We start from the raw sequence: 23,667 nt of genomic DNA, 5'->3' as shown, positions 1-23,667 counted from the left end.
TTACATTTCAAATGTAACAAGTTCCACTTAGTTGTGGAGCCATTACGAAGTTATTACGATGCGTGCATACGTGTTGTAGAATACTCAATCGCTGTCGTTTTCTAGAGAAAGATGATTGCTTGTGAAGAAGGAAGACGCAATTGAGCTCGAGGGTACGGTAAAGGAACCGTTGCCCAACGCCATGTTTAAGGTCGAGCTCGAGAACGGTCATTCGGTTCTGTGCAACATTTCTGGCAAGATCCGAATGAATTACATCCGTATTCTCCCCGGTGACAGGGTTGTCGTGGAGCTTTCCCCGTACGACCTGACCCGCGGCCGCATCACCTATCGCTACAAATAGCGGCACGCATACACGCACTCCATTTCCGACTGCAGGCTTAGCTCAACCTACGGTCGGATTGTGTGTGAAGACCAGCCATAGTTTTAAACGCCTGCGGCTGGGCGAGTAGATAGTAGGGAAGTAGTTTGAGCGCTACCGAAAGGAAGAACGATGAAGGTACGTCCTTCGGTCAAGAAGATGTGCGATAAGTGCAAAATCATTAGGCGCCATGGCAAGGTCCTCGTCATTTGCGAGAACCCCCGTCATAAGCAGCGTCAGGGTTAAGAGAGGAGACTACGTTGGCCCGTATTAATGGTGTCGACCTCCCGCGTGAGAAGCGCGTTGAGATCGGTCTGACCTACATTTACGGCATCGGCCGCACCACTGCGACGAAGATTTGCGTCGAGTGCAACGTTAACGTGGATACGCGCGTTAAGGACCTCACCGAGGATGAGGTTAACGCCATCCGCGATTATATCGATAAGAACCAGATCATGGTTGAGGGCGACCTCCGCCGTGAGCGCAACCAGAACGTCAAGCGCCTTATGGACATCGGCTGCAACCGCGGCCTTCGTCACCGCAAGGGCCTCCCGGTCCGCGGCCAGCGCACCCACACTAACGCTCGTACCCGCAAGGGCCCGAAGCGTCAGATCGGTGCTAAGAAGAAGAAATAAGGAGCGCTAGATAGATGGCTACTGCTAAGAAGAACGTTCGCGCTGCCCGTCTGAAGCGCGCGGACCGTAAGAACATTTCCGTGGGCCAGGCTCACATTCGTTCTACGTTCAACAACACGATCGTTTCGATCACCGATCCCCAGGGCAACGTCATTTCCTGGAAGTCGGCTGGCCAGGTGGGCTTCAAGGGCTCCCGTAAGTCCACGCCGTTCGCTGCCCAGATGGCTGCCGAGGCTGCTGCCAAGCAGGCCATGGAGCACGGTATGAAGAAGGTTTCCGTCTTCGTCAAGGGCCCCGGCTCCGGTCGTGAGACCGCCATCCGCTCCCTCCAGGCTGCTGGCCTCGAGGTCTCGAGCATCCAGGACAAGACCCCCATCCCGCACAACGGCTGCCGCCCCAAGAAGCGTCGCCGCGTGTAACTGAAAGGATCGTATCAATATGGCAATCGACAGGACTCCTGTTCTTAAGCGCTGCCGTCAGCTCGGGATCGATCCCGCTGAGCTCGGTTACAGCAGCAAGAAGGAATCTATCCGTCAGCCCAAGCGCCGTCGCAAGGAATCTGAGTACGGCATGCAGCTGCGTGAGAAGCAGAAGGTCAAGTTCATCTATGGCGTTCTGGAGAAGCAGTTCCACGGCTACTTCAATAAGGCCCGCAAGATGAACGGCGTCACCGGTGAGAACCTCATGATTATCCTTGAGTCTCGCCTCGACAACGTCGTCTTCCGTCTTGGCTTCGCCCGCACCCGCAAAGAGGCTCGTCAGTCCGTCCGTCACGGTCACTTCACCGTGAACGGCAAGCGCGTGGACATCCCGTCCTATCGCGTCAAGGCCGGCGACGTCGTCGCTGTCGGCGAGAAGTTCCGTGACCTCCTCCCCATCAAGGAGGCTCTGATTTCCTCCGAGCGCTTTGAGGTCCCTGGCTGGCTCGAGGTCGATATCGAGAAGCTGTCTGGTAACGTGCTCGCTCTGCCGACGCGTGAGCAGATCAGCGGTGATATCAACGAGCAGCTCATCGTCGAGCTCTACTCTAAGTAGTCCATCCGGGCTGCTGAGGCTGGAGGTAATACATGTCAGAATTCATTAGGCCTCAGGTTCAGGTCGAAGAGATCAACGAGACGTCTGCTCGTGTCTCCGTCGAGCCGCTCGAGCGTGGCTACGGCGATACGCTGGGTAACTCCCTTCGTCGCGTACTTCTGTCCTCGCTCGAGGGTGCCGCCGTCGAGGCTATTCAGATCGATGGTGCGCAGCACGAGTTCATGACCATCCCTAACATGGTCGAGGATGTCACCGACATCGTCCTGAATGTCAAGGGTCTTGTCTTCAGGGCTCTCGGCACGACCGACGAGGCGACCGCCACCATCTCGGTTGACGGCCCCTGCGAGGTCACCGGTGCGGACTTCTTTATTCCGTCCGAGTTTGAGCTGGTCAACCCCGAGCAGCACATTGCTACGCTCACCGAGGGTGGCCATCTCACCATGAGCATGCGCATCGGCTATGGCCGCGGCTATGTTTCTGGCGAGGCCAACAAGCGCGACAACGATCCCATCGGTGTGATCCACGTCGACTCGCTGTACTCGCCGGTTTCCCGTTGCGCCAAGCTCGTTGAGGCTTGCCGTGTCGGTCAGCACACCGACTACGACCGCCTTGTCCTCGAGATCGAGACCAACGGCTCCATCGCCCCGCGCGACGCCGTGGTCCAGGCTGCCAATATCATCAACCAGCATATGGCCGCCTTTATGAACCTTGCCGAGACCCCCGAGGTCGAGGAGGAGGCTTCGATCTTCGCTCCCGAGGTCACCAACGACAACGCCGAGCTGGACAAGCAAATCGAGGATTTGGACCTTTCCGTCCGTTCCTACAACTGCCTTAAGCGCGCCAGCATTCACTCGGTCCGTCAGCTCGTTGAGTTCTCGGAGAACGATCTGCTCAACATCCGTAACTTCGGTGTTAAGTCGATCGAGGAAGTGAAGGACAAGCTTGAGTCCATGGGCCTGAGCCTGAAGGCTTAATGCTTCGCATATTTGAGGAGAAACTAGACCATGCGTCACAACGTTAAGAAGGGCCTGAAGCTCGGCACCGATGCGAGCCACACCAAGGCCATGAAGAAGAGCCTTGCTAAGGCCCTCTTCGAGAACGACCGCATCAAGACCACCGAGACCCGCGCTAAGGCGCTGCGTTCGGTCGTCGATCCGATCATCACCTGGGCCAAGAAGGGCGACCTGCACTCTCGTCGTCTGGCTATCGCCAAGCTCGGCGATAAGCAGCTCGTTGCCGAGATTTTCGACAAGGCTGCCCAGGGTATGTGGCAGGACCGCAACGGCGGTTACACCCGCATCATGAAGCTCGGTAACCGCAAGGGCGACAACGCTCCCATCGTTATCATGGAGCTCGTCACCGAGCCTTGCACGCCTAAGGCCAAGAAGGCTGCTCCGGCCCCCAAGAAGGCCGCTGCTCCCAAGAAGGTCGAGGCTGCCGAGGAGGCTCCTGCTGAGGAGACCGCTGAGTAGACAATCCGTCTGCATAGGCTATATTCGAGGGGTACGTTCGCGTACCCCTCTTTTTTTTATCGAAATGCCATTGCCTGTTTGTTGGGAGCGCCCATGACCGCGCCGTCTGATTTCAATTCGATTCCTGAGCTCGATGCCACGCTCGTTTTCCGCGTGGCCTACGATGGCTCGTCCTACAGCGGCTTTGCCGAGCAGCCCGGTCAGACGACGGTTGCGGGCGAGTTGCGCCGCGCTATCGAGACGCTCCTGCGCCGCCCGATCGACCTGACGTGTGCGGGGCGTACCGATGCCGGCGTGCATGCGGTGGCACAGTTCATCAGCGTGCCCGTAACGGACGCTGAGTTGGCTTTGACGCGCCGTAGGTGGCTGAGGGCTATGGATGCCCTCCTGCCCAAAGATATCGCCATAAACGAGGTCTACAAGGCCCGTAAAGGCTTTTCTGCACGCTTTGATGCGCGTTCCCGTACGTATACGTACCGTATTGCCGATCGCGACGCGCGCCCTGTGCTTTCGCGCGGTGCGGTGTGGTGGCACCGCTACCCATTGGATGTTGAGGCGATGTCTGCGGCCTGTCCCGCGCTGCTGGGCGAGCAGGACTTCAAGAGCTTTTGCAAGGTGGCGTCTGCCGTTGGCAAGCCCACGCATCGCTGCGTGATGCGTGCCGAGTTTGGCCATGAGGTTGCGTTTGGCGAGGACATCCTGACGTTTACCATCGAGGGCAATGCGTTTCTGCATTCGATGGTCCGCACGATCGTGGGCACGCTTGTCGAGATTGGCATGCATCGCCGTGAACCCGAGTGGATGCGCGAGGTCATCGATGCTTGCGACCGTACCGCTGCGGGCCCCACGGCTCCTGCCTGCGGCCTTACGTTTATGGGCGTGGATTACGATCCCGCCGAGCTTATCGTGCTCGACTAGGGGAGGGCTCGACGCGTCGTGCGTCGACACCTGTCATCTGTGGGCTGCGCGTGTGCAACATCTGTTCTTGGCGTGCAATACAACCGGTGTCTCATTGCTTTTATTGCCGGGGTGTACCATGAACGACAGTTTGATTCACTGCTGTCGAGAGGACGGATAACTTGGTTCGACGTGGCTCGCATCCGCGACTTTCGGTGATCCTTGTGGTAGAAGGTTCGCCCAGCTATGCGATGCGTGCGCTCGAGAGTATCCAGAACCAAGACCTCTACGATTTGCAGATTGTCGTTGTCTGCCGCGATGCTGCGCCCGGTGTGCGACATTCGCTTCAAGTTGCTGCCGACAGGGACATCCATATTGATTTGATTGACGTCGAGGACGCGAAGCGCGGCGCTTGTCTTCGTGCCGGTTTTGCTGCCTCGCGCGGCTCTCAAATCATCGCTATGAACGCCGATGAGTGGTTTGCTCCGCAGTCCCTTTCCAAGATGGTCGATATCGCGTGCGATACTACGGCAGACATAGTGCTCCCCACGGTGTCGCTCGACCGCTATGATGCACATCGAGAGCGCCATTCGCGCGTCTTGGATGCTGCTCATATTTCCATTGATAGCAAATCTTCGATGGTGGCCGGGCTGCCTCAGTTGATTTTAGGCGGCCTAGTCGTTCAGACCTCTGGCGTGATGTACAGCCGCTCGCTGTTTGAGGCATGCTTTTTGTGCGACAAGGTGTTTCGCACAGTTGGGTTTATGGCATACGCGCTTTCGCAGACACGATGCGTGTCCGGCTGCGGCGATGCTTGTTTCCACACGGCGGCACCTAAACTTACAGATGCCTTTGATCCCACCATGTATGCCAAGGTATCCGATGACACTCGAGCGCTCGACGAGCTTGCGGACTCACTCTCGGAAGCAGACAGCGGTGGTCGGCTCAAGCTGGCAAGCCAAAAGTTCTACTTTGCCGGACTGGTCGCCTGCATCGAGAATTTGTGTCTGAGCCCGCATGGGGTGTCGTCAATCGAGCGTTCCGCCCGCATGCGTGATATGCTCGATGCGCCTCGAACCCGTCAGATGGTCGCCGCGCTCAAGGATAACCATCGGGGGCTCGGTCTGTTGTTTGGGCCGATCGCCAGCGCCAAGCCCGCGCGCTGCGTGATGTGTACGCATCTGGCAGCTTTTCTTAACCGGACGGGCGCAAAAACCGCCTAAACGGCTCATTTCGAAACAAACTTGCATAGAATTGTTTCGAAATGCGTTCTTATACACAAAAGCCTTCAAATAGCGTTAAACTATTCAATCACTGATTGATTGTCTCCGCCATCTTTTGGAGAGAGGGTTTGTATGGCTAAAAAACGCAATGGGCGCCAGGATGCCATTAGAGATATTGTGCGCAATAAGGACGTCCGTACGCAGCGCGTGCTGGTCGATGAGCTCCGCGCTATGGGCTTTGATTGCACGCAGGCGACTGTCTCTCGCGATATTGCCGATATGGGGCTGCGTAAGCTCCCTGAGGGCATCTATGTTCTGGCAGAGGACCTGCACCTGCAGCGTATGGTTTCCGAGCTCGTAACGGGCGTTCTGCGCACCGATAATCTGGTTATGATCAAGGCTCAGCCTGGCACGGCTTCCGGTATCGCCGCCGCCGTTGATGCGGCAGAGCTGCCCGATGTGCTTGGCTCGCTTGCCGGCAACGATACGATTTTGGTTATTGCCCAGACGGCCGAGGACGGCGAGCGTCTTGAGGCACTGATCAATAAGCTGAGCAATTCTCGCAAGTAGGCGTGCGGGTCGTGCGCTCGGCACCGTGCGCGCTGACATAGTGGCTTGTAAGGGGTATCGACGTTGGTCGGTACCCCCCTTTTTTTGTTCGCCGGTATAAAGACCGCCCACCAGGTCGCTTCAAACTAAAAGGCCCCCGAGCAGTTCAATAGGCTGCTCGGGGGCCTTGTTGCTTATGGCCGGATGATTTCTAGCCGACCGTATCGTCAGGCGTGGGCGAGGGGTCGGGAGTGGGCGTAGGCGTAGGCGTAGGCGTAGGCGTAGGCGTAGGCGTAGGCGTAGGCGTGCCGCCATCGCCGCCGGTCGAACCACCAGTGGAGCCGCCCGTCGAGCCACCGGTCGTACCGGTGCCGCCGGTGGTGTCGCCGCCCGTGGTCTCGGTGGTCGTGGTCGTCGTGGTAGTCGTTGTGGTGGTTTCCTCTTCGTCCTCGTTCTCGTCCTTGTCGTCGTTCTCCGTCTTCTTGGAGTTGTTGGTGCCGTAGAACTTCCAGACGCTGTTGTTCTTGTAGGTGGGCGCCGTTCCGGTCGCAAACTCCTCGCGCTCGGTACCGGTCAGAACGGTGTTCATAAACCGCTTAAAGACAGGCAGGTTGGTGCTGTCGCCCAGCAGGTCTGTGCCGTATTTTTGGATGGGGATCTCGCCCGCGGAATAGCCGGTCCACAGGGCGCACGCCAGCTGCGGGGTATAGCCGCAGAACCACAGGTTGGTGGTGTTGTCGGTGGTGCCCGTCTTGCCGGCATAGGGCTGGTTGACGCTCAGGGCACCGGCAGCACCCGTACCGCCGCCCTGCATGACGCCGGACAGAACATCGGTGACCGCGGCGGCCTCGCCCTCGGTAAGCACCTGTGAGGGATTGTCGGTGTGCTGGTACAGCACCGAACCGGTACGAGAGTCAATCTCGGTGATGGCGATCGGCTGGCGATAGTAGCCGCCGTTGGCAAACGTCGCGTAGGCGGCGGCCATCTCGAGCGGCGAGATCGAGCCGGTGCCGAGCGTCATGACGGGAACGTCCTCGATGTTGTCCTTGGCGGGGTCGATGCCGAGCTTTTTGACGAGCGAGATGATCTTGCTGTTGCCGACGGCTTCCGCCACCTGGATGTAGCCGGTGTTGGAGGAGTATGCCGTCGCCTGCTTAAGCGTGATGTTGCCATAGCTATGGTTGGCGTAGTTTTGGACCTCGGTCGTGGTGCCCTTGGCCTTGAGCGGCGAGTTGCAGTTGAGGGTGACGTTGGGGTTCATGCCGTTTTGGATGGCAGTTGCCAGTGTAAAGGCCTTAAAGGTGGAGCCGACGGGACGCTTGGCCGTGGCATGGTTTACGTGGTTCTCGTCGGCGTTGTAGTCGTAGCCGCCCACCATGCACTTGATGTAGCCGGTCTTGGGATCGACGACGACCATGCCCATGTCCAGGCCGTCGAGCGAGAGCGTGTCGAGCTGCTCGCGAACGGCATTCTCTGCCACCTGCTGCATCGTGGGGTCGATGGTGGTCTTGACGGTCAGACCGCCCTTAAAGAGCACGTCGGTCGAGAACTCCTGCTCCAGCAGCTGCTTAACATAGGCGACAAAGTAGGGCTGCGAGTATACGTCGACGCCGCTGCCCGAAATCTCGGTCACGTTGAGGGTGATGGGCTCGGCCTGTGCGGCATCGTGCTCCTCCTGCGTGATGTGGCCCAGGCGCAACATGTTGTCAAGGACCTTGTTGCGACGGGACAGCGCCAGGTCGGGGTTGACCGTGGGGTCGTACTGCGAGGGCGAGTTGGGAAGGCCGATGAGCAGCGCGGCCTCGCTCAGGGTGAGGTCGGCGGCGCTCTTGGACAGGTAGGTCTCGGCGGCGGCCTCAATACCGTAGGCGCCGTGACCGTAATAGATGGTGTTGAGGTACATCATGAGGATCTCGTCTTTGGAGTACATGTCCTCCATCTTGACGGCGATGTAGGCCTCGCGCACCTTACGCTCGATGGTCGAGTCGAACTGCTCCTCCTGCAGGATGGTGTTGCGCACCAGCTGCTGGGTGATAGTCGAGGCGCCTTCGTGCCCGCCGCCGAGGGTTGCCACCGCAGCACGCGCGATACCCCACAGGTCGATACCGCCGTGCTCGTAGAAGCGCTCGTCCTCGACGTCAACGGTGCCCTGCAGCACGTAGGGGGAGACCTCGTCCTTGGTGATGGACTTGCGGTTTTGCGTGTAGAAGCTCGCGATCTTGTTGCCGTTGCAGTCGACGATCTCGGTGGGCTCGCTCACCAGATACGCGTTGGCGTCGGTGTAGTCGGGCAGATCGGACAGCCAGCGGTTGACGTTGCCGACCATGCCGATGCCAAATGCCACGCCCGCGATAAGCAAAAAGCCCAAAAACGAGAGCAGGATTATGGGCAGGGCGTGCGTCTTTGAACGGCTGCGTCCCTGTCGTTGGCGAGGACCCATATATTGACCTCCAGGTATGTCGTGCCGGACGGCGGATGTGCCGTCGGGGCAGGATGGACATAAGTTATTACACGATAAACCAAACGGGGCGCGCGAGGCCTCGTGTATGCTGGAAGACGGCATTTTTCAGAGTGAATGCATACCTTGGTAAGGAGTTTGTCGATGGCGATTCGGACGATGGAGCCGAGCGGACAATACAAGACTGGATTGGATGCTGCCGGTGCGGCGCTGCCCGAGCTGCTGGCGCCGGCGGGCGGGCTCGACCAGATGCTTGCGGCCATCGCCGCGGGCGCCGATGCCATCTATGCGGGGTTGGGCGGCTTTAACGCCCGTGTGAGCGCCCATGGCTTTACGGATGACGAGTTTGCGCGCGGTTGTGCCGTGGCGCATGCCCATGGCGTGCGTGTGTACGCGACGCTCAACGTGTTCGTGTTTGACGATGAGCTGTCCGACGCGGTGGTGTTGGGAGCTCATGCACTGGAGCTGGGTGCCGATGCTCTGATTGTCGCCGATGCCGGGCTGGCTTGTGTACTGCGCACGGCGATTCCCGGGGTCGAGATTCACCTGTCCACGCAGGCGGGCGTTCATAGCGAAGGCGCCGTGCGGCTTGCCGCCGATGAGCTGGGGGTCGAGCGCGTGACGACGGCACGCGAGCTGACGGTCGACGAGATTGCGGCGCTATGTGCCACGGGTGTGCCCATCGAGGTATTCTGCCACGGTGCGATTTGCATCGGCTATTCGGGGGCGTGCGAGTTCTCTGCCCTTCGACGTGGCCGCTCTGCGATGCGCGGTGATTGCACGCAGCCGTGCCGTCTATCCTATGACTTGGTGGACGAGGCTGGGCAGAGCGTTGTCGCCGTCGAAGGGGATCGCCTGTTGTGCCCGCGCGACTATCTGGGTATTGCGCATCTGCCCGAGCTTGTAGATGCCGGCGTGGCGTCGCTCAAAATCGAGGGGCGCATGAAGAACCCCGATTACGTATTCAACGTGGTGCGGGCGTGGCGCCGGGCACTCGATATGCTGTGCGACGGCGCGTGGGACCCCGATGCCGTGGAAGAGCTTGAGCGCGAGCTGGGAAGGTCGTTTAACCGTGGGTTTACCGATGCGTACCTGCGAGGGCGTTCGGGTGCCGAGCTGATGAGCTTTGAGCGCGCAATTAACCAGGGCGTGCGCGTGGGGCGCTTGGTCGCTGTGGGCCACGAAGAGGTGACCGTTGAGCTCGACGCCGCCGCGGCGGCGGGTGACACGCTCGAGATTCGGTTTTATCCGGGTGTCGACGCGCGTCCCGATGTGCCCAAGCGCTGGCCGCAGGTGCCCTGCCCGGTGGATACCGCAGCGGGGAAGCGCGTCGTCGTGCATTGCAAGCGTAAGGTGGACACGGGCTGCGAGGTGTACCTGATTCGCAGCGCCGGCGTGTTGGATCAGACGGCGGCGGTGTTGGAGCGCATGCGGGCCGAGGCGGATGCGATTGCGCCCGTTGCGCGTGCCGTTGAGGTGCTGCCCTTTGAGGGCGTTGCGGTGGATGGCGGTGCGTCCACGGAGTTGGTGGAGTGCGCGGTTCCCACTCGCATGGTTTTTGCTTGGCAGCTGATGGATGCCGACCCGCGCGGAGAACTTGATTTGTCCGACGCCGTTGTGGTGCTTGACGAGGTGTGCCGCACGGGTGACGCTGACTGGACCCGCTCACTGATACAGCGTGCCGGGCGCGTCGTCTGCCGCAACCTGGGACAGGTGGTGATCGCTCGCGAGCTGGGCGTGACGTTTGACGTGGCGGCGCCGGTGTTCTGCGCGAATCGGGCCACGCTTACCTGGCTGCGCGGACTCGGTGCGGGGCGGGTGTGCTTGCCGGCGGAGTTGCTCGGCAATGATGCGGAGCGTATTGCCGAACTGGCCGCTGAACCCGGCGTCTTGGGTCCGGTCGACGCCGACCGTCCCGAGCTTATGGTGTGCGAGCACTGCCTGCTGACCGCCGAGGGCGTCTGCGCCACCGATGCGACGGGACAGGTTCGTTGCCGCGACTGCTTGCGTCGTCGGCAGGTACGCTATCTGGTCGAGCGTGACGGTACACGTCTGCCAGTTGCCATTGACGCATGCGGCAGGACGAGGATTTTCCTGTCGTAGGTGCTGCGTCGCGTCAGTTTGTTATCATAAGAGAGTTTATGGACTTCCAGCACCGCCGTTTTCGGCGAGGGTGCTATAGCAAAAGGAGGATACCCAATGCTGTCTGTTGACGAGCAAATGCGTATCATCACCTCGGGCGCCGCGCAGATCGTTCCCGAGGCCGACCTTCGCAAGAAGCTTGAGAAGGGCGAGCCCCTCAACATCAAGCTCGGCGTCGACCCCACCAGCCCCGACCTGCACCTGGGCCACGCCGTGCCGCTGCGCAAGATGCGTCAGTTCCAGGACCTGGGCCACAACGTCACCCTCATCATCGGCAACGGTACCGCGTTGATTGGCGACCCTTCGGGCAAGAATTCCACCCGTCCGCAGCTTTCGCAGGAGCAGATCGAGGCCAATGCCGAGACCTACGTGAGCCAGGCCATGAAGATCCTGGATCCCGAGAAGACCACCATCGTGCACAACGGTGACTGGATTCTTTCGATGGATCTGGCCGGTCTGCTGCAGGTGTGCTCCAAGTTCACCGTCGCCCGCATTCTTGAGCGCGACGACTTTACCAAGCGCTACCAGTCTCAGACGCCGATCGCCCTGCATGAGTTCCTGTATCCCGTGATGCAGGCTTTCGACTCCGTGCAGATCAAGGCCGACGTGGAGATGGGCGGCACCGATCAGCTCTTCAACCTGCTCGCCGGCCGTGAGCTCATGGAGAAGATGGGCATGGAGCCCCAGATCGCGCTCACCATGCCGCTGCTCGAGGGCACCGATGGCGTTCGTAAGATGTCCAAGTCCTACGGTAACTACATCGGCCTGACCGACGCGCCCAAGGACATGTTCGGCAAGACCATGTCCATTCCCGACGAGATGATCGGCAAGTACTATCGTCTGGCCAGCTCGCTCACCCCGGCCGAGGTCGACAAGATCGATGCCGCCCTGGCCGATGGTTCTGCCGACCCCTACGAGCTCAAGCGCGCTCTGGGCCGCGACCTGTGCGACACCTACCACGGCGCCGGTGCCGGCGACGAGGCTCAGGCCGAGTTCGACCGCGTGTTCAAGGAGGGTCAGCTTGCCGACTTCCCCGAGAAGCACGTTGAGCTGACTGTTAACGACGAGGGCCAGATCTACCTCGCCGGCCTGCTCAAGGACCTGGGTCTTTCGACGAGCGCCGGCCAGGCTCGTCGCGATATCGACGGCGGCGGCGTCAAGATCAACGGCAAGGCCGTGGCTCCCAAGAGCTATAACATCGATCCCAGCGCCCTCAAGCTGGGCGACACCCTCTCCGTAGGCAAGCGCAAGGGCTTCAAGTTGATTTAGTTCCGCCGTTCTAACGAACGGCGGACCGGCCGACGCTGCGCGGGCCGCATTTGGACAATCTGACGTTCAACTTCAAGGGCGCGACCAGAAGGTCAGCGCCCTTTCGTTTCACGTCACCTTGTCTCAAATGCGGCCCGCTCGCTGTCGTTGCCAAAACATCGGCGCTTCCGTTGTTGGCACTTTGGGACGTTCCTTCTGTGCCGGCACTTTGGGACAATCCTTGCCATTAATGCAAAGCAACCTGTCCCCATTGCGTCAAGCGGCGTGTGCCGTTAAGCGGAGAGGCGCATTGTTGACCCATCGTTTGGGCATACAATGGCTATTGGCTTGCTGCGGTGAAGGCTTGTCCGCTCCGCAGCTTTTTTCTACGGTTAAAGGAGTATGTATGTCCGTTGAGGTCATGAGGTCTGTGATCGAGGCCGCCGAGGGCCGCGTGCCCGTCGACACGCTGTTTGCCAATGCGCAGATTGTCGACGTGTACGGTCAGCGCGTGGCGCCCGGTAGCGTTGCCGTCAAGGACGGTGTGATCGTCGGCGTGCTCTACGACGGTCGCGACGATGCCGCCGGTACCTATGAGGCTGCCGAGGTTATCGACTGCCAGGGTCGCTATCTCGCCCCCGGCTTTATCGACGGACATCTGCACATTGAGTCCTCGAACATCCGGCCCGCCGAGTATGCGCGCATGGCGGCGACGCGCGGTACCACCACTGCCATTGCCGACAGCCACGAGATCGCCAATGTTGCCGGTCTCGACGGCCTGCGCTTTATGATCGAGGATGGTCGTCGTGCGCCCATCTCCATCAAGTACATGATGCCTTCGTGCGTGCCCGCACTGCCCGACGAGCAAGCGGGCGCTGTGATTACCGCCGCTGACATGCAGGCGTTTTTTGCCGAGCATCCGGGCGATGTCTTTGGTCTGGGCGAAATGATGAACCTGCCGGGCGTCTTTATGGCCGACCCTGAGACCTGTGCCCGCATCGATGCTGCCAACCAGACGCCGTCCAAGCAGGTCGACGGCCATGCACCGCTCGTTGCCGGCAAGGACCTTAATGCCTATGCCGCGGCGGGCATTATCGCCGATCACGAGTCGACGATTCCCGAGGAGGCGCTCGATAAACTGTCTCGTGGCATGTACGTGATGCTGCGCGAGGGCACGTGCAGCCATGACCTGGCCAATCTGTCGCCGATGCTGCTGGAGAACCCCGCGCGCGCCCGCCGCTGCTGCTTTGCGACTGACGACCGCGCCCCTTCCGATGCGCTTGCGACTGGCATGATCGACAATGCCTGCCGTGTGGCGATTGAGGCCGGTATCGACCCCGTGGTCGCTATCTCTATGGCGTCCCTCTCCACGGCCGAGGCGTTTGGCCTGGATCACGGCTGCCGCGACCCGCACGAGTTGCGTGGTGCGATTGCCCCGGGCAAGCGTGCCGACCTGCTGGTGCTCAATGACCTGACGTTTGCTACGGCTCCGCATCGAGTATATGCCGCCGGTGCTCTGGTGGCGCAGGACGGCACCTTTGTGGGCGAGATCTCACCCGAGATGGCCGAGGTTGCGGCCCTTGCCGATGAGCTGCGCGCCTCCGTTAAGCTGCCGAAGCTTTCGCTCGACGTGTTTGACTATGCCTTTAAGCCGGGCGAGGCCGTTATCGATGTCATCCCGGGTATGGCTATCACGGGTATGGTTCGCCCCGAGAGTGCCGAGGGCCTGCGCCGCATTATGCTGATCGAGCGCCACGGCCGCGGCGTGTCGCTGCAGGCCGAGGGCGCCGACGGTGACGGCCCCGCGGGTCTGGGCTTGGTTGGCAAGCATATCGGTCGCGGCTGGGTGCGCGGCTTTACCATCACGGGTGGCGCCATTGCCTCCACGATTGGCCACGACTCGCACAACGTGTGCGTGGTGGGCGACAATGCGGCGGATATGATGGCTGCCGTTGAGGCCGTGGGCCAGGGCGGCCACGTGCTGGTGCGCAACGGCGAGGTCGTGGCGCGCATTCCGCTGGCGCTCGGTGGCCTTATGAGCGAGGGCACGGCCGAGGATGTCGCCGCGCAGCACGACGACTTTATGGTCAAGGCGCGCGCCATGGGTATCGAGCCGCCGCTCGACCCCATCATGGGCATCATCTTCCTGCCCCTGCCGGTGATCCCGACGCTCCGTATCCGCCCCGAGGGCATGTTCGACGTCACGACCTTCACCTACGCCGACTAGTCATCGGGGACGTTCTTAAACGACTATCCGTCGGGGTGGCGTGTCGCCTGACGCCGCGACCGTGAGACCTCTGGCATGTGTGAGCTATTTGCTAGGTCCTTGTAACGTTTACGCCCGCGGAGTCTTATTTGAGCTCCCTTTGGGTACGTTGGAATCGGATACACGTTCGATTCCAACAAGCCCGAAGGGAGCTTTTCTATGTTTAAACTGATTGCATCCGATATGGACGGCACATTGCTTGACGAAAACGGCCAGGTGCCTCCCGAGACCTACGAACTGATTCTGGCGCTACACGAGCATGGCGTGCATTTCGCCGCATCGTCAGGTCGTCGCTACGATCGCCTGTGCGAGTTCTTTGCGCCCGTTCGCGACAAGATGGACTTTGTCGCAGCTAACGGTGCCCAGGTCTTCGCCGACGGCAAAATGGTAGACCGCGAGGTGTATTCGCACCTGGCGATTCGAAGGCTCGCCCAGGCCGTCGCGACGTTTCCCAATTTGCATCTTGCGCTCTTTGACCGAACCAAGTCCTTCCTGCTCGATGACGAGTGCAAATTCGTGCGTGAGGTCGATAAGGACCTTCCCAATGCCGAGCGTATTTGGGAGCTGCCCGATCCCAGCGTAAATATCATCAAAGCGAGTATCTTTTGCGACGACAGTGCGGTTATGGACAGTGCGTACGTGCTACAGCGCGAACTTGGTCAGCTCTTTACTTTTGCGCCTTCGGGCAACGCGTGGATCGATGCCATGCAGCCTGGTGTGTCGAAGGCCTCGGGTATCGCGCAGCTCGCGGAGCATTACGGCATTGGTCGCGACGAGGTCATGGCGTTTGGCGACTCGATGAACGACTACGAGATCATTCGCTTTGTCGGCACGGGCTGCGCGATGGAAAACGCGCGCCCCGCGCTTAAGGCGGTGGCCGATCGCGTGGTGGGTTGTAACCGCGACCACGCCGTCCAGCAGGAGCTCCGTCGCGTGCTGGAGAGTCTCTCCTAATCCGGCAGATGGGGACGTTCCTTTTCTGCCGACAGTGGGGGACGGTCCTTGCAGCTTTTTGCGAAGAGTGTCCCCAGTGACTAGTCGTTTAAGAACGTCCCCAATGACTGACCAATGACTAGGCGAGGGCGGCCATGATGGTGCGGGCGACGCCGTCGTGGTCGTTGTCGTATTCGGTGATGGCGTCGGCGGCCTCGCGATCTTCGGGCTCGGCGTTGATCATGGCCATGCCGTGGCCCGCTGCCTGCAGCATGGGGATGTCGTTGATGTTGTCGCCGAACGCCCAGGCGTTGGCGAGGCGCTCGCCCAGGTGCTCACACAGCCACGTGAGGGCCGTTCCCTTGGTGGCGCCTTCGCCCATAACCTCGATATTCATGGCGTACGAACGCGTGACCTCAATGCCTCCGAGCGTGTCGAGCGCCGCCGCGATGGCGTCGCGATCGGCGGGGTCGTGCCAGTACATAGCGATGCGTTCGAGCGCCTCGACCTCGTCGATTTTGCTGTCGATATTCATGTCGATCGGCGTTCGTGTGCGCTTGAGCGAAGCCGCGATGTGGGGGTCGCCGCCACAGAACTCATCCAGACGCCCGTATAGCGAACGGGGGAGGAAGCACTGCCCATCCGCGAAGATATCGAAGGTCACATCGTGGCCGGCGGCAATGCGATGGATGCGGTGGGCAATGCCACGGTCGAGCGGACGGCTCAAGATGCACGTGGCGCGCGAGGCGTCGGTGGGCGTATCCTCGTCGAGCTGCCAGACGCTGGCGCCGTTGGCACAGACCGCGTAATGCACGGCGGGATGGGCGAGAATGGGCTCAAAGATGCCCGACAGCGGACGTCCCGTGCAGGGAACAAACTCGATGTCACGACGTGCGAGCTCGTCGAGCATTGCCCAGGTGGCATCGCTCATTTGCTTATCGCTCGTCAGCAGCGTCCCATCCATATCGGAAAACACAATCATTTGATGCAGCCCTTTCCACTGGCATAAAAAGCGTGGCCGAGGGCTTGGGTCCCTGGCCACGCTCGAGTTCTATAACGGTCCGCGTCCTAGCGGTCGGCGAGCGGCTTGTACTCCAGCGGCTCGATCACCGGACGATAGGCGGGGCGGATGATACGGTGCGCGCAGAAGAGCTCTTCCATGCGGTGTGCCGACCAGCCGGCCATGCGGGCGACGGCGAATAGCGGCGTAAAGAGCGTCTCGGGCACGCCGAGCATCTTGTAGATAAAGCCCGTGTACAGGTCGATGTTGGCGCAGATGGGCTTGGTCATGCCGTGGTCGCGCATGACCTGGGGTGCCAGGCGCTCGATGCGCTCGATGAGTGCGAACTCTTCGCCCAAGTTCTTCTTGGCTGCCAGCGAGCGCGCGTAACGGCGGCACACCTCGGCGCGTGGGTCGCTCAGCGTGTAGACGGCGTGGCCCATGCCGTAGATGAGGCCGGTGCCGTCGAAGGCCTGCTTGTCGAGGATCTTGCCCAGGTAGGCCGCGACCTCGTCCTCGTTTTCCCAGTTGGAAACATGCGCGCGGATGTCCTCGTGCATAGACACGACCTTGGCATTGGCACCGCCGTGGCGCGGGCCCTTGAGCGAGCCGATAGCCGCAGCGTAGGCGGAATACGGGTCGGTGGCCGAAGACGACAGCACGCGGCAAGCGAAGGTGGAGTTGTTGCCGCCGCCGTGCTCGGCATGCAGCATGAGCATAACGTCGAGCAGCATGGCCTCATCGCGGGTGAACGCCATGCCACCGCGCAAGACCTGTAGGATGGTCTCGGCGGTGGAGAGGCCGGGCGTGGGGTGCGGCACGTGAACCTCGGAGCCGCGAAGCTTGGCGATCGAGGCCATGTGTGCGAAGGCGGCGATGCGCGGGAGACGTGCGAGCATGGAAATGGCGACGTCGATTTCGTGCTCGGGCGTGATCACGTCTGGTTCGGCATCGAAGGCGTAGAGCAGCAGCACAGCGCGCTGGAGCACGTTCATGATGCTCGACGACACCGTGGTCATGGGGAACTCTTTGACGTACTCGTCGCTCAGATGCCTAAAGGCGCCCAAGCGCTCGCAAAAGCCGTCCAGCTCTTCCTTATTGGGCAGCGAACCCGTGATAAGCAGGTAGGCGACTTCTTCGTAGCCATAGCGATTCTCGGCCTGGGCATTGTTGACCAGATCCTCGATGCTATAGCCGCGCAGCGTGAGCTTGCCCTGGTCGGGCACAACCTTGCCGTCGACCTTGTTGTAGCCGTGCACGTCCGAGATGCGGGTAAGGCCCGCAACCACACCCGAGCCGTCGGCGTTGCGCAGGCCGCGCTTGACGTTATGCTCGACGAACAGACCCTCGTCATACGGATCAGTCGGCATGCCGTGGTAGAGGTTTTCGCTTTCGGGCGAAATCTGGCGGCTCGCCTCATAATCCAAGACCAGGCGGCTCAGATGGTCATCGAAGCGGTAGTAGATTTTCTTGGCGTCGTAAGCCATGCGCGCTCCTCTCGGGGCCGTGTGGGGGCGGCGTGCTTGGGTGCAGATGCGCCGGCCTGTTCCCGTACGGCCTGTTCGCTACAGGCGGTACATAAAGTTGAAGACGTCCTCGCGCTGGATGGACACGTTGACGCCCGAAAGCTCGCCGGCCTCGGCCAGCGCCTTCTGCAGCTCGGCGAAGTCGAGCTTGGACTCGGCGGTATCGGCCAGCATGGTCATGGTGAAGATGTCCTCGATAATGGACTGCGTGATGTCGCGGATGTCGACGTTGGCCTCGCCTAGGACACGGGTGACGCCGGCGACGATGCCGGGGCGGTTCTTGCCAAGGACGGTGATGACGATACGGGAGGACGAGATCTCGGCCATGGGAAACCCTTTCGCGTGATTGCGGCGCGCGCGGGGCGCTCCGCTACGGTACAGTGTTCATCATTGTACCTGTCTGGCGCAAAAAAGGCGCGCTCGCTGCGGCGTTACATGCCTGCAACATGAGCGTAAGGGGGAAGGCCGCACGGGGAAGAGCCGTCTGGCGCGTGTCCGGCTCGTGTTGGGTTGATTTCCGATCTCAGCCGAACACATTGAGCGGACAGGCCGTTCCCGCAGTCAGCCGAACGCCTCCGACGGCTGATTCCGAACTGGAAGCGGAGGGCATCCCCGCCCTTCGGTAGGGGATACCGCTCCGCGGCGCATGCCGCGGGCGGCGCCCCTATCGGACCACCGTGACCTCAGTTGGGATGGGCCCAGCACTGCCGCGTACTCGGTGAGCTAGAGCCAACTGTTCGTCTTCACGTCGCGTATGGCGATATTTCGGTCGTCCGGCTCGGTGATGCCGTAGCCGAACGCCTGGAGCGTCTCGATGGACTCCTGGATCCTCTGTTGGAACATGGGACCCGGATCGACCCTCGGCCCGAGGTGCCCGCGCCAAAGGCACGGCGTGGCGCGCAGCATGTTATGGATTTTGGAGATGGGCTCGATGTCGGCGTAGACGTTGAGCGTCGCCATGGCGTCCTTGTGGCCGAGGATCGATTGGAGCGCCTTGATATCGCCGCCTTGGCGGATCCACTGCGTTGCGAACGTGTGGCGAAGGCCGTGGAACGTGATCAGCTCGTCGTTGGTGCCCATGAGGCCGTTGGTCTCCGAGAACGTCTTGAACGCCCTGCGGATATAGCTTGTCGTCGCGAAGGTCGCGCCCGGCTCCGACAGGATGTAGCAGTCCCCGATCTCGACCGCCCCGGTAAGGCCGCGCAAGCGCGGCTTTCCGCAGTCGATCTCGTGGGTCTCCTTCAGGAAGGGGAGTAGGCCGACCGGGTCGATGGGGATACCCCTGGCGTCATGGGTCTTGGTGTCCTTGATGAACGAACCCATTCCCTTCGCGTACGCCACCGAGTGTCTGATCGAGATCAGGCCCGTCTCGAAATCCACATCGCACCACCGAAGGCCGCAGACCTCGCCGATTCGCATCCCCGTGTGCAGGGCGAGTACGACCGCCCTCTAATCCTCGGCGGACCAATCGAGTCCGAACTCCTTTCGGGCATCCTCTTCGCTCATGACTTCGAGAAGGTCTCCGGGTTGGCAACGAAGGGCGAGGCATAGCTGCTCGAGTGTGTTGAAGCGAATGCCGCGAATATGCCCTTTTTTAATACGGGACAGGTTCACGGGCGTGGTTCCAATCCTTTCGGCAAGTTCGTTCGAGGAAATCTTTCGCTCGGCCATGATCTTGTCGAGGCGAACAATTACGGGCATGGCGTTTCCTTACGCAATCTCGTCGGAGTCGAGGTACAGCTCTCGGGCGTACAAGAAGAGCTGGGAAAGCATGAACAGGACGATGCCGAGAACCAGAGAGGTCCAATCGAATGATGAAGCGATCTCTTGGGCGCCGACGGCCCCCTCGCCGCCAAACATCGAAACGGAGGTTTTGAGTGAGCCGGCGTAGAGGCTGGTGGCAGCTTGAACAACGAAGAGAATGCCGAGCACCTTCAAGCATGTCGCAGACCCTTTCTTGAAGGGGTCTCCGCTCTTGATCGTCCACACGAGAACGGCGCTGAGGATGGTCGTAGCGATACCGATGACGGCAGGGACCAATGTCGAGATCGCAAGGGCTGGATACGCGGGGGAGTCTGCAATTACAGGGTTGTCGAGCACTTCGATTGCTGGCTTTAAGGAGAACGCCACTTGTGCGATGGCGGTGGCGCAAAGGGTCGCAGAGGCTATCGCACATGCGATGCGGAAGGAATGAAGCCGGGGAGTGCGATTGTCGGAACTCATAATAACCTCCGAAGAATTTAAAAAACTCAGGTTACTTTTTAACAGTTTATGTTAAATTGACTTTGCCGACAAGTAATCACAGCATGCTGCAACCGAAACCCCTCTAGATTGGAGAGGATTATGTTCAGTACTGTTAAGTCGTGTAAGCTCTTGGTTTTCCTCGGCCTCGCTCTTTGTTTGTTGCTGCCGGGAGCCCCCGCTTTTGCGGATACCCCGATGCCTCCTTCCCAGGAGAGCAGCCAGTGTGCCCTCGTTGAGCCCCTCGGGTATACGGACGACGTCGTCGATACCTACTGGAGCTACAGCTGTCCTCGCGGCGTAAGCGGGCACAGCATCTCGATGTTCAACATCTCTTACAAGACGATCTCCTACCGAAATGGCTATCGCCGATCCGCGCATCATAGGGAATCCCGCCTCGCTGCAATGTGCTCCTGTGGTGTTCTTGGCACAACTGATAAATGGCAATTTGTCTATAGCACCTACTAGATGCGAGGAAGGGCCGAGCATTTTGTTCGGCCCCTCTGTTCCGACTGGATGAGGTTAAGGTTGGCGATGAATATGCTCAAAATCTCGAAGGCGATCTTTAGGTCGCTTCTCTCCTCCAGGTCGCTCTGTGTTGTCGTTGTTGCGTTGATGGTTCTTTGTGCTCTGCCCGTCTTCAGGAGCGCGGCTGGCATCGACGGACGGGTCGAATACCTCGAGTCGGGAATAACCCGTGTTGAGCAGGAATTGTCAGCATCCTATGCGGATGCGCTTGTGAATGCGGGGGAGGACGGTGTCTATACCTCTTCATCAAGCATGCCCGCGCTTCTGTACCCTCTTGCCGCGGGACGTCTTATCTTGGCACCGCTCTCTCCCCTACTTCCGTTTCTGCAGATATCGGATGGAGAGTACACCTATTATGACGGATCGAAGGAGTACTTGCTATGGGTCGCAACGGCCGTTGCCGTCTCGTTCCTTGCCGCGCGTCTTAACAAACGTGAAAAGCTCATCATCCAGGCACCGATGGGCGAGCTGGGTAGACTTGTTGCATCGAGCGTATGGGCGAGTGTTTTTGCAATGCTTGCCGTCCTCGCCATCAATCTTCCAGGGATAATCGCCGCGCTTGTGAAGAATGGCCCGGGCTCGCCGTTCTATCCGATAGGCTACATTCAATATGCGACTCCGGTTATCAAACCGGCTTGGCTGGTGTTCGCGCAGACGGCCATCTTGCAATTCTTGGTGGCAGCGTTCATCTCGCTTGTCGTTCACCTTGCCGTGAAGATTGCCAATAACCCTACGCTTGGAATCGTGTTCGTATGTGCCCTGATGGGGGTGACGATGGTTCCCGGGTATTACGGAAGATCCATCGCTTTACGTGAGTTCGCCCTGTTGAATCCCCTTACGTATGCGAACACTGAGTTGACCGTCGGCGCCTATAGCCCGTACCCGACAACGCAGATAGTGAATCTGCCTGAACTTTGCTTCGAGCGTGGCGCGATTGCCCTCGTATGCGCAATCGGGATCGAGGTGCTGGCAATTAGCCTGCTTTGCGTTGCTGGAAAGAGCGGCTGCGCGTGCCCGATATCCCCGATTTGTCTTGAGAGAGGTTCCTTCACTGCATCGAGAACGGCAACTCGTTCGAGCGCTTGTGCCTCCGCCGTTGCATACGTAAGAACGATGGGGAAACTGCTCCTGCGTTCTCCTACCCTCGCCGTATGCGCGATTGCAATGTCGACGACGATGCTGGCCCCGGCTCTGGTCGAGATGTTTCCTGACGCTGATAACGTTTCCGCTGTTCGGTATAGGGATGGGGAGCTCCGTTCAATAGATCGGTATCTAGAGCAGAACGCTGCGAATATGGACGTCGAGGGCAAAGCGGCCCTGGAAGACATGCGGGATGCTCTTTCGGGTTTCGTGTACGCGCCTATGCCTGCGGAGGGGTTTCGAAGCCTTGCGACGTACGAGCGCGCTCGAGGTGAGCTGGGCGCGGCAGATGCGACTCTCCTGCAATCGATCGGAATCGAGCCGGAGACTCCTTCTCGTGCGGAGGCGCGCGCCCTTCTGCTTGAGTCGATCGCGAGCTTGCCGGACCCCAAGGTTTACGAGTTAAGTACGAAGATGCCCCCATTAATCCTCCTTTCGTATCTCCAGGCAGCGCTTCCCTCCTTATTTTTGCTGTTGCCCGTGGTTGTCACATCGCTCGCGTGCACCCACCTGCAGTGTCGTTCCCTGCTGGTTCTCCAGATCCCCGCAACAGCGCATGTGCGTTTTCTGACGGCTGTTGCGCTGGCTCTCCTGCTTGGCTTGGTGCTGCTTTTGGTGTCGATGGTTCCCGCTGTCGTTGTGTCCGTGATTAAGAACGGTGCGGGTGGATCGGAGTATCCCGTCGCTCTCATTCGGGCGGGAGCTTCGACAACGTCCATGGTGGGGGAGGCGGTGTTGTGCAGTATTCCGTTGCTGGTCATGGCATACGGCGTGATTTCCGTCGTCGCTGCGTTGACAGCAGCGATTAGCCGCAACCCCGTTGTCACCGGAATGGTTTGCGCGGTTCTCTTGGTGTTGGGTTCGTTGAGCGCTCATGTTGAAAGCGTGGACATGGGCGTCGCGCTGCTGGCTCCATTCGCCTCGTTTGATCCCGCTTCCCAGGTGGGGACGATTGGGTTCCTTGGGCGAGGGACGAACGCGATGCCTTTTGGAGAGGTCGTCGGCGCATCGGGCGCTCTGCTGGTGGTCTTGGGCGCCGTATCTCCGTTGATGGTGCGCCTGAGTGTTCCAAAGATCGAAAGGGGATGATCTCGATGATTGACCTTCAAACGCTGACGATCTCTTATGGAAAGAAGGTGCTCGTAGATTCGGTGAACGCTGAGTTTGCCCCGGGTACGGTCTACGGTCTCGTCGCTCCGAACGGGCATGGAAAGACGACGTTGCTGCGTGCGATGGCAGGTTTGCCGGGTCCTCGCGTGGACGGGAGCATCGTTCTGGATGAGGTGCAGGGTACGGGTGCGAGAGAGGTCCGTTCTATGATCTTCTATGCACCTGGTGAGGGGACGCTGCTGTATCCCGGATTGCGTGCGGAAGATCACCTCAAGATGGTTTGCGATATGTGGCCGCATGCTCGCGATATCGAAGAGATAGTGGAACAAACGCAGATAGGCGAGTTCGCGAAGATGAGGATCCGCACTCTGAGCCAGGGCATGAAGCAGCAGCTTACCCTGGCGATTGCGTATGCGACGGGCGCGCGGTACCTTCTATTAGATGAGCCCATGAACGCGCTCGACCCCAGCAGGGTGGACTTGCATTCCGAGATTCTCAGGAAGCTGGCCGATTCTGGTACGTGCATCATCATGTCATCCCACATCTTGGATTCGGTCGATAGGCTGTGCGATGAGATTCTGTTTTTGAAGGATGGGAGGCTCATTAGAAGCATTCCGCAAGATGATGCTGCGCCGAAGTCTCCTGGATCCCATTTCGCAAAGCCTGCCGGACGCGCCGAGGGTGCGCTAAGCACGTATCGGCGACTCTACGAAAAGGGCGGGTAGAAATGCAAGTTAAAAATCTATGTGGCCAATGTGATACCGTTGAACCCGCATATCGATACCGCTCAGCCATTCGCCTCGCCCCCGTCGCACGTATCTTCATCCGGTCTGTTACTTTTAATCTAACAATTCTTTGAGGAACGTAGGTGCTTCTAAATGTACTGTCGACTTCTTCTCAAACTAA

Annotated in this window: 23 protein-coding genes; 16 read left to right on the top strand and 7 right to left on the bottom strand. The window is 59.9% G+C overall.

What is annotated here, in order from left to right; translation table 11 throughout:
• The first annotated feature begins 121 nt into the window (after positions 1-121).
• From infA to GT571_RS09245, 10 genes are all read left to right on the top strand, one after another.
• Positions 122-340: a translation initiation factor IF-1 gene (gene infA / locus GT571_RS09290; protein WP_035137443.1), complete on the top strand. Its 219-nt coding sequence runs from the start codon at positions 122-124 to the stop codon at positions 338-340.
• Positions 341-490: 150 nt separating this feature from the next.
• Positions 491-604: a 50S ribosomal protein L36 gene (rpmJ, locus tag GT571_RS09285; protein WP_006363204.1), complete on the top strand. Its 114-nt coding sequence runs from the start codon at positions 491-493 to the stop codon at positions 602-604.
• 14 nt (positions 605-618) lie between these two features.
• Entirely contained in the window at positions 619-993 is a 375-nt protein-coding gene (gene rpsM / locus GT571_RS09280; protein ID WP_022094275.1) for a 30S ribosomal protein S13, read from the top strand.
• Positions 994-1,007: 14 nt separating this feature from the next.
• Complete coding sequence (gene rpsK, locus GT571_RS09275) at positions 1,008-1,412, top strand: 30S ribosomal protein S11 (protein ID WP_006235274.1); 405 nt, start codon at positions 1,008-1,010, stop codon at positions 1,410-1,412.
• A 19-nt stretch (positions 1,413-1,431) separates the two neighbouring features.
• Positions 1,432-2,028 (top strand): 30S ribosomal protein S4, encoded by a 597-nt coding sequence (gene rpsD / locus GT571_RS09270; RefSeq protein WP_006235275.1) that lies wholly within the window; start codon positions 1,432-1,434, stop codon positions 2,026-2,028.
• Between the two features lie 32 nt (positions 2,029-2,060).
• Entirely contained in the window at positions 2,061-3,002 is a 942-nt protein-coding gene (locus GT571_RS09265; RefSeq protein WP_006235276.1) for a DNA-directed RNA polymerase subunit alpha, read from the top strand.
• 30 nt (positions 3,003-3,032) lie between these two features.
• Positions 3,033-3,500 carry a 50S ribosomal protein L17 gene (rplQ, locus tag GT571_RS09260; RefSeq protein ID WP_055287451.1) on the top strand — a complete coding sequence of 156 codons (468 nt, stop codon included), beginning with the start codon at positions 3,033-3,035 and terminating at the stop codon, positions 3,498-3,500.
• A gap of 93 nt (positions 3,501-3,593) precedes the next feature.
• Complete coding sequence (gene truA, locus GT571_RS09255; RefSeq protein WP_161156848.1) at positions 3,594-4,418, top strand: tRNA pseudouridine(38-40) synthase TruA; 825 nt, start codon at positions 3,594-3,596, stop codon at positions 4,416-4,418.
• A 203-nt stretch (positions 4,419-4,621) separates the two neighbouring features.
• Positions 4,622-5,620 carry a glycosyltransferase gene (locus GT571_RS09250; RefSeq protein WP_204987222.1) on the top strand — a complete coding sequence of 333 codons (999 nt, stop codon included), beginning with the start codon at positions 4,622-4,624 and terminating at the stop codon, positions 5,618-5,620.
• Positions 5,621-5,752: 132 nt separating this feature from the next.
• Entirely contained in the window at positions 5,753-6,190 is a 438-nt protein-coding gene (locus tag GT571_RS09245; protein ID WP_006235280.1) for an arginine repressor, read from the top strand.
• A gap of 190 nt (positions 6,191-6,380) precedes the next feature.
• On the opposite strand, the gene GT571_RS09240 is transcribed toward GT571_RS09245, so the two are convergent.
• Complete coding sequence (locus tag GT571_RS09240) at positions 6,381-8,609, bottom strand: transglycosylase domain-containing protein (protein ID WP_161156844.1); 2,229 nt, start codon at positions 8,607-8,609, stop codon at positions 6,381-6,383.
• A 162-nt stretch (positions 8,610-8,771) separates the two neighbouring features.
• Between GT571_RS09240 and GT571_RS09235 the strand changes: the two genes are divergently transcribed.
• The 4 genes from GT571_RS09235 to GT571_RS09220 all read left to right on the top strand — a co-directional run bounded on the left by GT571_RS09235 (position 8,772) and on the right by GT571_RS09220 (position 15,237).
• Positions 8,772-10,730, top strand: a complete 1,959-nt coding sequence (locus tag GT571_RS09235) for a U32 family peptidase (RefSeq protein ID WP_161156842.1) — start codon at positions 8,772-8,774, stop codon at positions 10,728-10,730.
• A gap of 96 nt (positions 10,731-10,826) precedes the next feature.
• Positions 10,827-12,038, top strand: a complete 1,212-nt coding sequence (gene tyrS / locus GT571_RS09230; RefSeq protein WP_192934691.1) for a tyrosine--tRNA ligase — start codon at positions 10,827-10,829, stop codon at positions 12,036-12,038.
• A gap of 385 nt (positions 12,039-12,423) precedes the next feature.
• The gene (locus tag GT571_RS09225; protein ID WP_161156840.1) at positions 12,424-14,244 is read left to right on the top strand and encodes an adenine deaminase; all 1,821 of its coding nucleotides are present in this window, start codon (positions 12,424-12,426) and stop codon (positions 14,242-14,244) included.
• Between the two features lie 198 nt (positions 14,245-14,442).
• A complete protein-coding gene (locus GT571_RS09220; protein WP_161156838.1) occupies positions 14,443-15,237 on the top strand; it encodes a Cof-type HAD-IIB family hydrolase in 795 nt (264 codons plus the stop codon).
• A 118-nt stretch (positions 15,238-15,355) separates the two neighbouring features.
• Here the strand turns inward: GT571_RS09220 and GT571_RS09215 are convergent, their stop codons facing one another.
• The 6 genes from GT571_RS09215 to GT571_RS09190 all read right to left on the bottom strand — a co-directional run bounded on the left by GT571_RS09215 (position 15,356) and on the right by GT571_RS09190 (position 19,965).
• On the bottom strand, positions 15,356-16,198 hold the full coding sequence (locus tag GT571_RS09215; protein WP_161156836.1) for a Cof-type HAD-IIB family hydrolase: 843 nt from the start codon (positions 16,196-16,198) through the stop codon (positions 15,356-15,358).
• An 86-nt stretch (positions 16,199-16,284) separates the two neighbouring features.
• Positions 16,285-17,703 (bottom strand): citrate synthase, encoded by a 1,419-nt coding sequence (locus GT571_RS09210; RefSeq protein ID WP_161156834.1) that lies wholly within the window; start codon positions 17,701-17,703, stop codon positions 16,285-16,287.
• 78 nt (positions 17,704-17,781) lie between these two features.
• On the bottom strand, positions 17,782-18,069 hold the full coding sequence (locus GT571_RS09205) for an ACT domain-containing protein (RefSeq protein ID WP_006235289.1): 288 nt from the start codon (positions 18,067-18,069) through the stop codon (positions 17,782-17,784).
• A gap of 396 nt (positions 18,070-18,465) precedes the next feature.
• A complete protein-coding gene (locus tag GT571_RS09200; RefSeq protein ID WP_275689650.1) occupies positions 18,466-19,173 on the bottom strand; it encodes a site-specific integrase in 708 nt (235 codons plus the stop codon).
• Between the two features lie 18 nt (positions 19,174-19,191).
• Positions 19,192-19,443 carry a helix-turn-helix domain-containing protein gene (locus GT571_RS09195; protein WP_006235292.1) on the bottom strand — a complete coding sequence of 84 codons (252 nt, stop codon included), beginning with the start codon at positions 19,441-19,443 and terminating at the stop codon, positions 19,192-19,194.
• Positions 19,444-19,452: 9 nt separating this feature from the next.
• Complete coding sequence (locus tag GT571_RS09190; RefSeq protein WP_006235293.1) at positions 19,453-19,965, bottom strand: DUF2975 domain-containing protein; 513 nt, start codon at positions 19,963-19,965, stop codon at positions 19,453-19,455.
• A 552-nt stretch (positions 19,966-20,517) separates the two neighbouring features.
• Between GT571_RS09190 and GT571_RS09185 the strand changes: the two genes are divergently transcribed.
• Positions 20,518-22,740: a hypothetical protein gene (locus tag GT571_RS09185; RefSeq protein ID WP_161156830.1), complete on the top strand. Its 2,223-nt coding sequence runs from the start codon at positions 20,518-20,520 to the stop codon at positions 22,738-22,740.
• A 5-nt stretch (positions 22,741-22,745) separates the two neighbouring features.
• Positions 22,746-23,486, top strand: coding sequence for an ABC transporter ATP-binding protein (locus tag GT571_RS09180; protein ID WP_117769450.1), 741 nt, complete (start codon positions 22,746-22,748; stop codon positions 23,484-23,486).
• Positions 23,487-23,667: the final 181 nt, after the last annotated feature.

It is taken from the genome of Collinsella aerofaciens (assembly GCF_009876115.1).
Classification (GTDB): domain Bacteria; phylum Actinomycetota; class Coriobacteriia; order Coriobacteriales; family Coriobacteriaceae; genus Collinsella; species Collinsella aerofaciens_N.
Note: the sequence above shows the minus strand (reverse complement) of the source record. Positions and strands in the feature narration are given on the sequence as shown.

Coding starts and splice junctions, on each gene's coding strand:
- rpmJ (WP_006363204.1), top strand. CDS start 491: ATGAAGGTACGTCCTTCGGTCAAGAAGATGTGCGATAAGTGCAAAATC.
- rpsK (WP_006235274.1), top strand. CDS start 1,008: ATGGCTACTGCTAAGAAGAACGTTCGCGCTGCCCGTCTGAAGCGCGCG.
- rpsD (WP_006235275.1), top strand. CDS start 1,432: ATGGCAATCGACAGGACTCCTGTTCTTAAGCGCTGCCGTCAGCTCGGG.
- GT571_RS09265 (WP_006235276.1), top strand. CDS start 2,061: ATGTCAGAATTCATTAGGCCTCAGGTTCAGGTCGAAGAGATCAACGAG.
- rplQ (WP_055287451.1), top strand. CDS start 3,033: ATGCGTCACAACGTTAAGAAGGGCCTGAAGCTCGGCACCGATGCGAGC.
- truA (WP_161156848.1), top strand. CDS start 3,594: ATGACCGCGCCGTCTGATTTCAATTCGATTCCTGAGCTCGATGCCACG.
- GT571_RS09245 (WP_006235280.1), top strand. CDS start 5,753: ATGGCTAAAAAACGCAATGGGCGCCAGGATGCCATTAGAGATATTGTG.
- GT571_RS09240 (WP_161156844.1), bottom strand. CDS start 8,609: ATGGGTCCTCGCCAACGACAGGGACGCAGCCGTTCAAAGACGCACGCC.
- GT571_RS09235 (WP_161156842.1), top strand. CDS start 8,772: ATGGCGATTCGGACGATGGAGCCGAGCGGACAATACAAGACTGGATTG.
- tyrS (WP_192934691.1), top strand. CDS start 10,827: ATGCTGTCTGTTGACGAGCAAATGCGTATCATCACCTCGGGCGCCGCG.
- GT571_RS09225 (WP_161156840.1), top strand. CDS start 12,424: ATGTCCGTTGAGGTCATGAGGTCTGTGATCGAGGCCGCCGAGGGCCGC.
- GT571_RS09220 (WP_161156838.1), top strand. CDS start 14,443: ATGTTTAAACTGATTGCATCCGATATGGACGGCACATTGCTTGACGAA.
- GT571_RS09215 (WP_161156836.1), bottom strand. CDS start 16,198: ATGATTGTGTTTTCCGATATGGATGGGACGCTGCTGACGAGCGATAAG.
- GT571_RS09210 (WP_161156834.1), bottom strand. CDS start 17,703: ATGGCTTACGACGCCAAGAAAATCTACTACCGCTTCGATGACCATCTG.
- GT571_RS09205 (WP_006235289.1), bottom strand. CDS start 18,069: ATGGCCGAGATCTCGTCCTCCCGTATCGTCATCACCGTCCTTGGCAAG.
- GT571_RS09195 (WP_006235292.1), bottom strand. CDS start 19,443: ATGCCCGTAATTGTTCGCCTCGACAAGATCATGGCCGAGCGAAAGATT.
- GT571_RS09190 (WP_006235293.1), bottom strand. CDS start 19,965: ATGAGTTCCGACAATCGCACTCCCCGGCTTCATTCCTTCCGCATCGCA.
- GT571_RS09185 (WP_161156830.1), top strand. CDS start 20,518: ATGAATATGCTCAAAATCTCGAAGGCGATCTTTAGGTCGCTTCTCTCC.
- GT571_RS09180 (WP_117769450.1), top strand. CDS start 22,746: ATGATTGACCTTCAAACGCTGACGATCTCTTATGGAAAGAAGGTGCTC.